This is a genomic window from Brevibacillus sp. HB1.2, from assembly GCF_013332495.1.
GTDB lineage: Bacteria > Bacillota > Bacilli > Brevibacillales > Brevibacillaceae > Brevibacillus > Brevibacillus porteri.
Genome location: NZ_JABMIU010000018.1, coordinates 39,707 through 53,367, shown reverse-complemented (window position 1 = coordinate 53,367; position 13,661 = coordinate 39,707). Strand labels below are relative to the sequence as shown.

Annotated in this window: 15 protein-coding genes; 9 read left to right on the top strand and 6 right to left on the bottom strand. The window is 48.3% G+C overall.

Going from position 1 to position 13,661, the window contains the following annotated elements; translation table 11 throughout:
- Positions 1 to 5 precede the first annotated feature (5 nt).
- The 5 genes from HPY28_RS26770 to HPY28_RS26750 all read right to left on the bottom strand — a co-directional run bounded on the left by HPY28_RS26770 (position 6) and on the right by HPY28_RS26750 (position 3,178).
- Entirely contained in the window at positions 6 to 338 is a 333-nt protein-coding gene (locus tag HPY28_RS26770) for an alpha-helical endospore appendage domain-containing protein (protein ID WP_017246714.1), read from the bottom strand.
- A gap of 243 nt (positions 339 to 581) precedes the next feature.
- Positions 582 to 899, bottom strand: a complete 318-nt coding sequence (locus HPY28_RS26765; protein ID WP_017246713.1) for an alpha-helical endospore appendage domain-containing protein — start codon at positions 897 to 899, stop codon at positions 582 to 584.
- Positions 900 to 904: 5 nt separating this feature from the next.
- A complete protein-coding gene (locus HPY28_RS26760; protein ID WP_174231753.1) occupies positions 905 to 1,615 on the bottom strand; it encodes a hypothetical protein in 711 nt (236 codons plus the stop codon).
- Between the two features lie 2 nt (positions 1,616 to 1,617).
- On the bottom strand, positions 1,618 to 2,319 hold the full coding sequence (locus tag HPY28_RS26755) for a glycosyltransferase family 2 protein (RefSeq protein ID WP_174231752.1): 702 nt from the start codon (positions 2,317 to 2,319) through the stop codon (positions 1,618 to 1,620).
- A complete protein-coding gene (locus tag HPY28_RS26750) occupies positions 2,276 to 3,178 on the bottom strand; it encodes a class I SAM-dependent methyltransferase (protein ID WP_017246710.1) in 903 nt (300 codons plus the stop codon). The genes HPY28_RS26755 and HPY28_RS26750 overlap by 44 nt, the downstream gene beginning before the upstream one ends.
- A gap of 173 nt (positions 3,179 to 3,351) precedes the next feature.
- Between HPY28_RS26750 and HPY28_RS26745 the strand changes: the two genes are divergently transcribed.
- The 4 genes from HPY28_RS26745 (at position 3,352) to HPY28_RS26730 (ending at position 7,764) form a co-directional block, all read left to right on the top strand.
- Positions 3,352 to 4,500, top strand: a complete 1,149-nt coding sequence (locus HPY28_RS26745) for a glycosyltransferase (protein ID WP_017246709.1) — start codon at positions 3,352 to 3,354, stop codon at positions 4,498 to 4,500.
- A gap of 213 nt (positions 4,501 to 4,713) precedes the next feature.
- On the top strand, positions 4,714 to 5,682 hold the full coding sequence (locus HPY28_RS26740; RefSeq protein ID WP_017246708.1) for an ABC transporter substrate-binding protein: 969 nt from the start codon (positions 4,714 to 4,716) through the stop codon (positions 5,680 to 5,682).
- Between the two features lie 91 nt (positions 5,683 to 5,773).
- The gene (locus tag HPY28_RS26735; protein WP_174231751.1) at positions 5,774 to 6,784 is read left to right on the top strand and encodes a FecCD family ABC transporter permease; all 1,011 of its coding nucleotides are present in this window, start codon (positions 5,774 to 5,776) and stop codon (positions 6,782 to 6,784) included.
- Positions 6,781 to 7,764, top strand: coding sequence for a FecCD family ABC transporter permease (locus HPY28_RS26730; protein ID WP_017246706.1), 984 nt, complete (start codon positions 6,781 to 6,783; stop codon positions 7,762 to 7,764). The genes HPY28_RS26735 and HPY28_RS26730 overlap by 4 nt, the downstream gene beginning before the upstream one ends.
- 50 nt (positions 7,765 to 7,814) lie before the next feature.
- Here the strand turns inward: HPY28_RS26730 and HPY28_RS26725 are convergent, their stop codons facing one another.
- Entirely contained in the window at positions 7,815 to 8,360 is a 546-nt protein-coding gene (locus HPY28_RS26725) for a GbsR/MarR family transcriptional regulator (RefSeq protein WP_017246705.1), read from the bottom strand.
- A gap of 243 nt (positions 8,361 to 8,603) precedes the next feature.
- Here HPY28_RS26725 and HPY28_RS26720 point away from each other — a divergent pair, with 243 nt between their 5' ends.
- The 5 genes from HPY28_RS26720 to HPY28_RS26700 are packed head-to-tail and all read left to right on the top strand — an operon-like array spanning position 8,604 to position 13,619.
- Positions 8,604 to 9,695 (top strand): putative 2-aminoethylphosphonate ABC transporter substrate-binding protein, encoded by a 1,092-nt coding sequence (locus HPY28_RS26720; protein WP_017246704.1) that lies wholly within the window; start codon positions 8,604 to 8,606, stop codon positions 9,693 to 9,695.
- A gap of 20 nt (positions 9,696 to 9,715) precedes the next feature.
- Positions 9,716 to 10,747 carry an ABC transporter ATP-binding protein gene (locus tag HPY28_RS26715; RefSeq protein WP_017246703.1) on the top strand — a complete coding sequence of 344 codons (1,032 nt, stop codon included), beginning with the start codon at positions 9,716 to 9,718 and terminating at the stop codon, positions 10,745 to 10,747.
- Between the two features lie 14 nt (positions 10,748 to 10,761).
- Positions 10,762 to 12,462 carry a putative 2-aminoethylphosphonate ABC transporter permease subunit gene (locus tag HPY28_RS26710; RefSeq protein WP_174231750.1) on the top strand — a complete coding sequence of 567 codons (1,701 nt, stop codon included), beginning with the start codon at positions 10,762 to 10,764 and terminating at the stop codon, positions 12,460 to 12,462.
- Between the two features lie 40 nt (positions 12,463 to 12,502).
- On the top strand, positions 12,503 to 13,285 hold the full coding sequence (locus tag HPY28_RS26705; protein WP_174226404.1) for an HAD family hydrolase: 783 nt from the start codon (positions 12,503 to 12,505) through the stop codon (positions 13,283 to 13,285).
- A complete protein-coding gene (locus tag HPY28_RS26700) occupies positions 13,278 to 13,619 on the top strand; it encodes a DMT family transporter (protein WP_017246700.1) in 342 nt (113 codons plus the stop codon). Before HPY28_RS26705 ends, HPY28_RS26700 begins: the two co-directional genes overlap by 8 nt.
- Positions 13,620 to 13,661: the final 42 nt, after the last annotated feature.

The window sequence follows — 13,661 nt, the reverse complement described above, 5'->3', positions numbered from 1 at the left end:
ACAACTTAATCGTATTCATTCGATAAGGAAGTAGAGGCGCCCGGGATAATGCTAACCACATTTTCCAGCTTGAATTGCAAGAGCATTTCTTTTTTGATGACATCTTGTAGCGTTTTGCGAACACTGTTGTTAACGGCGAGAATGTCAGAGATGGTGGGGACGACCTCAGGCGTAACCCCCAATGTACCTACCACAAACTGGAGTTTTTCTGCCTCTGCATTCATAATATGCACCAAAGACAATTCTTCCAGAGCAATGGATGCCAGCAGTAAAGATACGGATTGCTCAATCGTAACGGAAATCGTTGGGGTAATGTTAGGGATGGTAGATTGAGACATGAGATCACCTCTTTGAAGTAATGGGTAACTATTTTACTCATTTAAGCCTATCGCTTACTTCTAAACGCGTGATCGATAGCAAATTCCCCCTTCGTTTTCACTACGGTAAGTGTATGCATAGGTGTGTGTCCCACTGAACTGTTAATTTGTACACCATGCGCAAAGAAACAAGGAAAAGGAAAAGCCCGGATCGATTGACCCGGACCAGTGGTATTGTGGTAGTTTCCATACGAATGAGGCCTATTAACTCGAAGGAATCTGGGGAAGAAGATTATCCACGATATTTTCCAATTTGAATTGGAGAAGTATTTCTTTTTTGATGACATCTTGTATCGTTTGACGAACGCTTGAATGGACGAGCAGGATGTCGGAGAGTGTAGCGGGTGGTTCAAGCCCTGGAACAAGGGTGCCTAAAACAAATTGGAGCTTTTCAGCCTCTGCGTTCAGAATGTGAGCCAAAGCCAGTTCTTCTAACGCGATGGATGCAAGCAAGAGCGAAGTGGTTTGGCCAAGAGTAATCGAGATAACAGGCGTAATATTAGGGATCGATGCTTGGGACATGATCATCACCTCATAGATTTATGCGTATGTAAGCCCCGGAGCCTTACCAATACCCAGCGACGATTTCCGGCTATCTCTCGAAAAAGTTCTTCGTAGTGATAGATTTTTCCGAGGTGAGCCAGAAAGGGATAGTGATCAAAATCATCTACGAGAATAAGTGCATCTGGTTTGAGTGTGTCAATAAATAGTGGATAGGCAAGAGAGCGGCCGTTGCCATGCGGACCGTCCACAACCATGACATCTACTGAATGACTGGAAAGCGATAGTTGGTCCAAATCGGCGTAAAATGCTTTTTGAATAGAAAAATGATCAAATTGATTCTCGGGAACATGCTGTCCGATGGCAGGCCACAAGCTCCTGCTCTCTGCTGGATTGTCGAAGACCTTGTTCCATTCCTCTTCGGATAGTTGCTTCAAAGAGCTGGTCACCAAAGCGACATGCGGTACATCCCCTAAGCTTTCCTTAATTTCCTTTGCACGAACCGGATGATGCTCCACGATGGTTGCTTGGACCGGGAGCAGCTCAAGATCGCCAAGTGATTTCCAAAACAGAGCGGAGTCACCTCCACCCAACTGAAGCACCTGGCACTCCTCCTTTTCTTTGTTGATATGACGGCATGCATGTACGAGTGCCTGTTTGCTCAGCGTGAGTGAGTTGTATCGCCAGTGATTACAATTGGACTGCTGCAAAGCCTTTTCGATATCGCGAATGATCATCTTCATTCCACCCATTCCAACAGATTGGGATGTTGATCCAAGATGGATTCATACTGTTCCTTCCAGCCATATCTGGCGTCGGGGTCGAGGAGCTGATAGCGGTTGTATTTGCTTTGTCTATCTTCGAGTCGTGCCCAGCCAAAATGTTTCACGCGTGATGGATGGCACAGGTAAGGGAATTGGTTGATCGAGAGAGGGAATCTGCCGCAATGCTGAGGGGTTTCTCTCCATATATATGGGAAGTCAGGGCGATATTTGATCATAAAAGGACGGTAGTAATGATGGGCTTTCCAATACACATCTTCGCGATAATGCGTCTCGCTCCACATATCGTACAAACGAAAGTAGATCGCCTCGTATGTCTGCTGTTCCAAAATATCGGAAACGTTTGAGGGGAAGGCGCTATCCATGATTTCATCGGCGTCCAGATTCAAAATCCATTCCGGCTCAGTCTGGATTGTTTCTTGCCATTGTTGTTTGCGCAAGGCGACCTCGTTGGAAAACTGAGAGGTAGCGTTTTGAACCAGATGAAGAGGAATGCCCTTGAGAACCTCTCTACAGAGATCCACGGTATGATCGGTACTGCCATCGTCGACGATGACGGCTGCGTCAATAAAGTCTTTATGTGCTTCCAACGCTTGTCTCAAATACCGATTGCCTTCATTTTTCACAATCATGGAAAGAGTCAGCTTGGCTCTGGTCATCTATGTGCTGCACCTCCTGCGCTTGTCGTGTTGCAATGCAGAAGATTTCATGGCCTTGGAAGGTCGACTGGAGGTTCACAGCTAGCTTCATGATGTCATGGATCGGTAAAGGTGTTTGCGTGGTCTTGCGCAGATGGTTTTCCAAGCGGTTTGTTTCTTCTCGAGAAAAGATAGAGAGGACCTCCCAGCCACCTTGATGGAGCAGTGAGATCAGATTGTCACGGGAGTAATGAAAGAGGTGGTCATTCTCGGTATACAACGGGGAATACACCCCAAACAGTTTATTGGTGAACGAGTTTTTGTTCGGCACGCTAAAAATGATTTTTCCTCCTGGTTTAAGAAACCCCTTCAATTCTTCAAGGTATTGCTTCGGATGCGAAATATGCTCAAAGACGTGACAAAAAACGATGGCATCAAAAGTACCAATGTGTTCGGGGGCGAGAACGGAGGAGTTCCATAACGAATGAACCAGTTGTAGCCCATACCGGTCTTGGGCGTATGCGCATGATTGGTGCGACGGCTCTACCCCAACAACCTCCCACCCAGCCTCACGAGCAAGGAATAACAACTCTCCTGTTCCTGGACCAATTTCGAGCAGCTTTCCTTTTTCCGAAAACCACATATCGAGCAGCAATGTATGGAAGATCGCATGTTCCGTAAATGTATTTTTGGCATATTGATCCCGCATGGAAACCCAACTTGCATCATAAATGTCTGCAACCAGCTGTGGCACGTTGACTTGATCGAGGTGAGGTTGAAAAACGAGATCACAATCTGTGCACGTTAGGAGCGAAAAGGTAGCGTACTGGTAGAAAAGCGCAACCTGAGCGCTGTTGCACAAGGGACATGAGTCATGCATGGATACGATCCCTGCTTTCTTTGTGATATCTGCCTACCACTACCTATGCGCTGCTTTAGCAAAAGGTTCGAAAACCAAGGAAATGGCGCCGTTCTGAAAGGAGCAGTCCGTTCATAGAGTAAAGGGGGGATAGACTACGATCTCAGTGATGTGTGTAAAAGGAGATGAGCAGCATGTCGGAGGCGCCCAAAATTTCCTTATGTATGATTGTAAAAAACGAAGAAGAGTGCCTTCACAAGTGCTTGGAAAGCGTGAAAGACCTTGTGGATGAAATGATTATCATAGACACGGGAAGTACCGACAAAACGGTAGAGATAGGCAAGTCATTCGGAGCGGTCGTACACTCTTATGAGTGGCAGGATAACTTCGCAGAAGCGCGAAACTTTGGACTGGAAAAAGCAACGGGCGACTGGATTTTGTGGATGGATGCCGATGAGGAAATGAATCAGGAAGACAGCAAGAAATTGAAAGAGCTGCTTCGCGGTCAAGAGGATTCTCTTTTTTATATCCATCTAATAAATTACATTGGAGATGAAATAAATGAAGACGATGCTTTTCATATCGCTCACTCACGTTTGTTTCGCAATGGCATCGGTTTTCGCTTCCATTTTCCCATTCATGAAACGCTCAACGTAGAAGAGGTTCTTCCCAATCTGACCGAAGATCTCCATATTCAAATCTTGCCTGTACGGATATACCATTACGGCTACATGAATGAATTTACTGGCAGAAAGAACAAATTCGAGCGTAATATTGGGCTACTCATGAAGGAATTGGAAAAAGAGGGCCACTCTCCGTGGATTGAGTATCATCTTGCCAGTGAATTCTCACGTATCCAGGAGCATGAGAAAACGTTCAAGTTCGTGAATCTGTCTATTATCGGGTTTCTCGAAAACCATATGATGCCTCCTTCGCTTCTTTATAAGCTCAAATACTCTACGTTGATCTCAATCGGCAGTGCTGAGGGAGCGTGGCCAGGAATTGAAAAGGCAATCGAGATTTATCCTGACTACGTTGATTTGCATTTGTACAAAGGGATCATTCAGTATTTGAAAAAGGACTATAAACGAGCCTTGATGACGTTCGATCACTGCTTGGAGCTAGGTGAGAGCAACATTCGTCATCTGACCTTGAAGGGATCGGGAAGTTTTCACGCCTGGTATTACAAAGGGTTATGCTACGAAGGATTGGGTCAAGTGGAGGAGGCTGTGGCAGCTTATCAGACGTCGTTGGCGATGGCGGGGAATTATGCGCCTGCCAAGGAAGCATTAGAGAAGCTGAGCCTGACGTCTGAAGTAAGTCATTCGCCATACAACAAATAGCATCGTAGCGAAAAGCCGTTTACGTCGATGGTTGAGACGTAACGGCTTTTTTCGTAATGGCAGAGCATGAATAAAATGACGTTAATCATCTTTATTACGGTAAAAGGTTTAATAAGCACAATGTTTCATTTGCGACAGCAGATTGTTACAATAAAAAACGCATTTCAACGGTAATAATAATCATTATCAATCACATCAAGTGAGGGACAAAAGATGAAGCGAACAAACGGAATGAAACGTCTCGGTCATATGCTTTGGACGCTTGCACTGGCAGGTACGGTATTACTGACCGGGTGCGGCAGCGCAGAGCAAAAACAGCCAGCAGCAGGTACAGATAGTGCGCAAACCGCACAAAAGCGCATCGTGAAACATGAGTTGGGCGAAACAGAAATTACCGGGGACCCGAAAAGAGTCGTCGCGTTGGAGTACTCCTTTGTAGACGGACTATGGGAGCTGGGAGTGACGCCTGTAGGAATCGCGCAAGAGAAGGATAAGGACGTAGAAGGACTGATCGGCAAAAAAATCGAGTATACTCCTGTGGGGACTCGCCAGCAGCCGAGTCTGGAAGTCATTAGCTCGTTGCAGCCAGATCTGATTATCGGTGATTTGAATCGCCACAAGGACATTTACAAGGATTTGCAAAAAATCGCACCGACGATCATTTTGAAAAGCCGCAACTCGACGTATCAGGAAAACTTGAGCTCGTTTGCCACGATTGGGGAAGCGCTGAACAAGCAAAAAGAAGCAGAACAACGCCTGATCAAGCACAAGGAGATCATCGCAGAGTTTAAGAAGAAGATACCTGCTGGGGATTCCCGCAATGTCATGCTGGGTGTATTCCGCGCGGATTCGCTGTCTGCACATGGTTCGAAATCGTTTGATGGTGAATTGCTCGAAATGATTGGAATCAAAAATGCGATTCAGGATGCGCCAGAACCAACGGTAAAAATCAGTCTGGAGCAAATGGTACAGTGGGACCCAGATGTGATTTTCCTGGCGGAAGCAGACGACGCGTTGTTGAACGAGTGGAAGCAAAATCCGCTCTGGAACAATATCACCGCAGTCAAAAATCAGGAAGTACACAAAGTAAATCGTGACCTCTGGACGCGCTATCGCGGACTGAAATCTGCGGAACGCATTGTCGAAGAGGCAGTGAACCTTTTGTACAGTAAGGATAAATAAGAACACATACGATGCAAAATCTGGAAAGACCGATCGCTGATCTGGTCTTTTCGGTGTTCTTGCACGTGGTAATTGATCGAGGTGGCTTGTATTGCAGAAAACAACGACACGACAACGAAAAGGTACCTTTGTCCTCATTGCGATCGGCTTGGCAATCCTCTTGCTCATTGGTTTTTTGCTGAGCTTGTTTACCGGAGTAGCTTCGCTGCAAATTCGATCGTTAGTGACGCATTGGCTATCGGGTGAATACTCCAAGGAGCTCTTGATATTCCAAACCATCCGGGTTCCGAGAGCCATACTGGGAGCCATCATCGGGGCGAATTTGGCTGTGGCAGGAGCGGTGATGCAGGCCGTTACCCGCAATCCGCTCGCATCTCCGCAAGTATTTGGCGTGAATGCGGGGGCTTGTTTGGTGGTCGTACTCGCGATTGTGTTTTTACCGGATATCGGGAAAGCCAATCTCATCTATTTTGCATTTGCTGGAGCGATTGTCGGGGGACTTGTTGTCTTTGGATTCGCAGCTTCCCGTGGGATGACCAATCTCAAGATCGCTTTGGTAGGAATGGCCATCCACCTGCTGCTCACCTCCATTACGAAGGGAATTATCATCTTTAACGAACACATATCGAATGTATTGTACTGGTTGTCTGGCTCCATTAGCGGAGCGGCTTGGACGGATGTGCAATTGATTTTGCCGTGGTCGATGGCGGGACTCCTGCTGGCGATCTGGCTGTCCGGCTCTTTGTCTGTGTTTCGACTGGGGGAGGAAGTCGCGATGGGGTTGGGACAAAAAATCGCCCGCGTCCGACTGCTATCTTATGTTGTGGTCGTTATTTTGGCAGGCGCCTCTGTTGCTGTCGCCGGAGCTGTCGGATTCGTCGGACTGATGGTTCCACATATCGCAAGGAGGCTCGTGGGTACGGACTATCGGGTCGTTATCCCTGTGTCTGCGCTTGGTGGTGCTGTCCTGGTGACAATCTCCGATGTACTGGCTCGCTTGATTTCCTATCCGTTTGAGTCTCCTGTAGGAATTGTAACGGCTCTCCTGGGAACCCCGTTCTTTCTTTACTTGGCGAGAAAAAAGGGGAGGGAAATGGTATGACGTCGCGAAAAAACACCCTACTCCTGATTGGCCTCGTTGCTTTAGTCTTAGTGGCAGCATTGCTTAGCATGGGGATCGGCCCTATCTTTATCGGCCCTGATCAAATCATTCGGGTGATCATGGGCGAATCTTCGTCGCTTACGTTTATGATTGAAAACTATCGATTGCCGCGGGCGTTGCTCGCGATTCTTGCTGGAGCGGGCTTCGCGATCGCTGGTGTGATTTTGCAAGGAATGATCCGTAACCCTCTGGCATCACCGGATGTCATAGGTGTAACCAAAGGCGCGGGCTTGTTCGCGGTAGTTGTCATCATTCTGTTTCCGACCGCTTCACCACTTCTTCTCCCGATTGTCGCGTTTTTGGGAGCACTGGCGGTAGCGATTGCCCTCATTTATTTCACTCGGAAAAGCGGTGCACAGCCAACTACATTTGCCTTGGTCGGCATGGGAGTAGGGGCGATCTGCCAAGCGTTGACGGAATTCATCATGGTGAAGTATCCGATGCAAGCCAATGATTCACTTGTCTGGCTGGCAGGGAGCTTGTGGGGGAAAGGCTGGGATGAAATTTACGCTTTGCTGCCGTGGCTGCTCGTATTCATTCCCATTAGCCTTGCCCTGCACCGAAAGCTGGACATTATCAGTCTAGATGAAGGTAGCTCTACCGGGCTGGGACTGAATGTCGTGCGAACACGCTATATGCTTTTGCTGCTCGCGGTTGCATTGGCAGGCGCATGTGTAGCGGCGATTGGCTCGATCGGCTTTGTGGGATTGATTGCGCCACATATGGCGAGAAAGCTATTTGGTCATCAGCATCGTTATCTGTTGCCAGGTGCGGCGGTTTTGGGAGCGTTGATTCTCGTGATTGCAGATGCATTGGGGAGAGGGCTGAATCCTCCGATCGAGATTCCCGCGGGTATTGTGACGGCGGTCATCGGTGTTCCGTACTTCTTGTATTTGGTGCGTCAAGAGAAGAAAAAGTAAAAAGTAAAGCCATCTTTTCCTCTAGCTTTGGAGAGAAAGATGGCTTTTTTCTATTCGGGCTCTTCTTCGAAAAAATCACCTTGTTCCAAGGTATACACAAAATTTTGTAACCATTCGTAATACTTTTTTGCATGTCGGAGCTTGTGCAAATCTTGGAGGGCGAGCTTTCGTTCCTCATCAGAGGTACTTTCCTGAAGGATCAGCTCGGTTAATTCAGGCATTGCCTGGTCGATGGCACCGGTCATCACATCGACTTCACGCTGCAGCTTGTATGTGAAGAAGTTTTGAAACGCTGTGAAGAAGTTGGTCTCCGCCGCATACAGCTCTTTTCGTTCCTGCTTTTCCTCGAGTTTTTTGACCATGCGGGATTCCATTAAGGATCTCACTGCATAGCTCATGTTGCTTTTGCTCATGTTCATCTGTGTTTTCATCTCGTCGAGCGTCATTGGGCGATTCTCGAAGAACATAACACCGTAAAGCTGACCCGAGGAATGAGTAGCGCCATACAAGTCCATTGTTTCCGCTATGGCTTCAATCATTTGTTTACGAATATGGAGGCGTTTTTCTTCTCGTACATTTTCCTCGTTCAAAGACATGCGAATATTCACTTCCCTCTCGTGCCACCGTCATCATTATTTCGTTCAATTCTTTTTGTATGATACTTCCATTATAGCAAAAATTCTTTCAACACGGTGATAAAGCTATTGTTATGAGCATTTACGTAATCTTAATGCTCAATTAACAGTGGTTTCATGGGCGAAACACAATGCGAATGTACAATAATTTTTGAACACATATGGTTTTTATCCGATACTTTCTTTCAGAAAAGGAGAATCACAGTGAAAATCAAGTGGAATGTGATGGCAGCAACGTTGGTCGTTACGAGTTTGTTGGCAGGCTGCGGAGCACCGAAGACAGAGGGAACAGCATCAAGCAGTGGGCAAACCGGTTCAGAGACTGCTGTGTCTAACGCATCTGGAGAGATCAATGTGTACACGGCAATTGAAGATGAACAGATCAAGACGTATCTGACTTCTTTCAAAGAGCAGTATCCGGATATCAAAGTAAACATCGTTCGTGACTCCACTGGTATCATGACAGCCAAGCTGATTGCCGAGAAGGACAATCCGCAAGCCGACGTAATCTGGGGTCTGGCTGCCACCAGTCTTTTGGTGATGGACGATATGGAAATGTTGGAGTCATATGCTCCCAAGGGCGTAGATCGTGTACTGGCTGAATTCAAGGACAAGGCCAACCCGCCGAAATGGGTAGGCATGGATATTTGGGAGACAGCCATTATTGTTAACAAAGCAGAGATGGAAAAGCGCAATCTACCCATCCCACAGTCGTACGAAGATTTGGTCAAACCAGAATACAAGGGCTTAATCGCGATGCCTCACCCTGCTTCTTCTGGAACAGGCTACTTGACCGTCAACGCCCTGCATCAGTTGTACGGCAAAGACAAGGCTTGGGCATATATGGACAAGCTGCATGAAAACATGATGGTCTACACGCACTCTGGCTCCAAGCCGGCGAAGATGGCGTCCGCTGGTGAAGCGCCAATCGGTATCTCTTATGGATACAGCGGCATCCAGGAACAGAAAAAAGGAGCTCCAGTCGAAGTCGTGTTCCCGAAAGAAGGCTCGGGTTGGGATATGGAAGCGAGCGCGCTCGTAAAGAAAAAAGACATCAAGCCAGAAGCAAAATTGTTCCTCGACTGGGCGATCAGTGATGAGCCGATGAAGGAATACAACAAAAACTACGCGATTTTGAGCATCAAGCAAGAAGGAAGTCAAATTCCGGAAGGCTACAAACAAGATCCGGTATCGCAGCTGACCAAGCTGGACTTGTATCAAGCAGCAAGAGACCGCGAAGGCATTCTGAAAGAGTGGGAGCAGAAGTACGGCTCCAAGGCTGAACCGAAAAAGTAAAGAATAAAGGAGCATTTGTGATGGGGCAAGGCTATTTGTCATTACGCAATCTCGCCAAGCGATTTGGGAAGCACACAGCGCTTCAGGACATTCAACTGGACATTGCCAAGAATGAATTCATCTGTCTGCTCGGACCGAGCGGCTGCGGTAAAACAACGTTGTTGCGCATCCTCGCAGGACTGGAAAAAGCGGATCAAGGGAGCGTCGTCATTGCCGGGAAAGACATTACCTCGCTGCCAGCAGGGAAACGGAATTTTGGCATGATGTTTCAATCGTACGCTTTGTTTCCGAATTTGACGGTCAGTGAAAACATTGCTTACGGATTGCGTAATCGCTTCTCCAAGGCACAAATTGCTGATCGGGTAGAGGAAATGCTTCATCTGGTTGAGCTGGGAGAACACCGCAACAAAGTCCCGGCCCAATTATCAGGAGGGCAGCAGCAGCGGGTAGCACTGGCGAGGGCCTTGGCGTTTTCGCCGGACTGCTTGCTCTTGGACGAGCCATTATCTGCGCTGGACGCCAAGGTTCGCGCCAAACTCCGAAACGAAATTCGTCGGCTCCATCATCAATTCGGGATGACGACGATTATGGTAACGCACGATCAGGAGGAAGCGTTGACGATGGCGGACCGCATCGTGGTTATGAACCAGTCGCGCATCATTCAGGTCGGTACGCCAAAAGAAGTGTACGAGCGTCCCAAAACGCCATTTGTCGCTGATTTTATCGGAGCCATCAGCTTTATCCAGTCGGATAAGCACTCGGAACAGGCTATGCTCGCCATCCGTCCGGAGCATGTTCAGTTGCTGCGTGACGGGCATGAAAAAGGCAGACAAGGAATCGTGCGCGAGCTGGAATATCGCGGTACGCATTATCGGATTGTCGCAGAGTTAATCGGTCCACAAGGTACTTTGTTGCAACAGTTTGTCACGATTGATGTCCCGGCACATGCTATGGTGTCTCATCATGTTTGGCCGGATCAAAAAATTGCCTTCACTCTGCCGCCAGAGCATGTCATCCGTTTTGATGATACGGCAGACCTGGCTGTTGGCTAAGGAGCGCATACGATATGGACACCTGGTTAAAACGAATACGCCCTGATGCCAACCAATGGAGCCAAAACGCGATCATCTTCTGCATGACCATCGCGCTGTTGTTTGCCATCCTGCTGCCGCTTGGTGAGCTGGTGATCAAGGCAGTTACGGATCAGGACGGGAACTTTATTGGGCTCATGCACTTTGCCAATTACTTCTCGACGCCGGCTCTCGTGATGTCATTGTGGAACTCCATTAAGGTGTCGACGGTCACGACGATCATTGCCGTTACGCTGGGCTTCGGATTTGCTTACGCACTGGAGAGAAGCGCGATTCGTGGCAAATGGTTTTATCGGTCTGTTGCGCTCTTGCCGCTATTCGCCCCCTCTATGCTGCACGGCTTGGCGCTGACCTACCTGTTTGGCAATCAAGGGCTGATTTCTACCGGATTTTTTGGGCTGTTGCCGGAATTCCGTATGGAGCTCTACGGGCCTATCGGGATTGTGATGGCGGAAGTACTCTATACGTTTCCGCAGGCGTTTCTGATGCTGTCGGTGGCACTCGCAAGTGCAGATTACCGGATGTATGAAGCGGCAGAAACGCTCGGGGCGTCCAAGTGGCGCACATTTTGGACAGTCACGGTACCAGGTACGAGGTTTGCGCTGATCAGTGCCATTTTTGTCTGCTTCGTCTTGACCTTTACCGACTTCGGTGCTCCCAAAGTGGTCGGCGGGCAGTACAACGTGCTGGCGACAGATTTGTACAAGCAGGTTATTGGGCAACAAAACATGCAAATGGGTGCGGCCGTTGGGGTGTTGCTGTTGATACCAGCCGTCATTTCATTTGTGATCGATCGCATCTCCCAACGTAAACAGAGCGGTTGGTTGAGTGCGAAGTCCACCCCTTACCGAATTGAACGCAACAAACTGCGAGATGGGTTGTTCTACGTGTTTTGCTCCGCCGTGTCCGCTGTGATTATTAGCATCATCCTGGTTGCGATTTACGGCTCTCTTGTAAAAGTGTGGCCGTACAATCTGTCCATTTCCTTTACACACTACGAAGACTTTTTGGATGGGGAAGGACCGTTTGTGACGAGCTTGCTTATCGCGTTTGCGACGGCATTGATTGGTACAGTCGCTACTTTTTTGTTCGCATATCTCATCGAGAAGTCACGCGGGCATCGTCTGCTGCGTCAGTCAGCGTATTTTCTGTCCATGCTGCCGCTTGCATTGCCAGGACTCGTGCTCGGTTTGATCTACGTATTCTTTTTCAACAATCCGAATCAACCGCTGCATGGCATTTACGGCACGATTTGGATCGTCATTTTGTGTAACATCGTTCACTTCTACTCGGTTTCTTTCCTGACGATGACGTCCGGTCTGAAGAAGCTGGATAGTGAGTTCGAGGCTGCATCGGAATCGATGAATGTGCCCTGGTATCGGACATTGCTGCGGGTGACAGTTCCGTTGTCATTGCCGACGATTTTGGAAGTGTTCCTCTACTATTTCATCAATAGCATGGTGACGGTCTCGGCCATTATTTTCTTGTATGCACCGGACCTGAAACCGGCTGCGGTTGCGATTGTGAATAAGGAGGACTCAGGTGATATCGCGCAAGCTGCTGCGATGTCTACGTTAATCATTGTGGCGAATCTGTTGGTACGTACCGCGATCATGTGGATGGCAGGCAAGATTCAGAAAAGAACGGATGCGCTTCTCGTCAGGACGAAAGAGTAAAGTCAAATCCGATTCAAAATGGAATGCAGGTGGGAAAAAGATGCCCGACTTACTTGTTAACAACAAGAGATATACGGTCAAAGCGATTTTGTTCGATAAGGATGGTACTTTGCTGGAGTTTGTGCGGCTCTGGGGGTACTGGAGCGAATCCGTCCATCGTCATTTTGCCAGCCAGCTTCCACAGCCGGCCCAGATCGCTCCTCTCGCAGAGCTGTGGGGGACTGTTCACGACGAAGACGGGCACGTATGCGACTACAGCATCAATGGTCCGTTAGCGATGGGTTCGACTGGTGATTTGCTTGCGATCCTGGCATGGCAAGGTTATCGTCAGGGACTATCGTGGGGAGAATCAATGAGACTCGCTAGAGAGTGCAAGGAGCGAGCTTATCAGGATATGGAGCAGACTCGTCCTGCCTATCCCATTCCGGGGCTGATCCCGTTCCTCGAACAATGTCGCGACCACGGAATGTTTATGGGGATTGTAACCGCAGACGAAACAGAGGAAGCGATCAAGCATATGGAATGGATGGGCATTCGCTCTTATTTTCCAGTCATTATCGGGAATGATCAGGTAGAGCGTGGCAAGCCTTATCCCGACATGGTGGTAAAAGCTTGTACCCAATTGGGCTTGAAGCCGAGAGAAGTCGCTGTCATCGGCGATACGAGCGGCGACATACGCATGGGGAAAAGTGCAGGGGTTTCCGTGACGATTGGCATTGTGAGCAAGGAAGACTCGTCTGACCGGATTCAAATCCTGGAGAAAGCAGAAGCAGTGATTTCCTCCTACGCACAGCTGAAGGTGGAGGCATCACGGCATGAATGAGGGGATCGGGTGGGGGTGGGTTCTCCTCGCATTCGCTATTCTGTTGGAGCTAGCAGGTACGACTTCGATGAAACTATCTGCGGGCTTTACCAAGCTGTGGCCATCCATTCTGATGTTTCTGTTGTACGGTGCCAGCTTTACTCTGCTTAATTTCGCACTCAGCTATATACAGGTCGGTGTCGCTTATGCGATCTGGTCTGGTGTCGGGATTGTTCTCATTACATTCGTTGGTATTTTCTTATTCAAAGAAATGATCAATCTACAGCAAATGCTCTGGATGTCACTCATTGTGATTGGTGTCATTGGTCTGAAAGTCAGCAGCAAGGTCGTGTAAAAATCATCAGTCGGACTCTATCAATCTGATCGAAATGAGGTG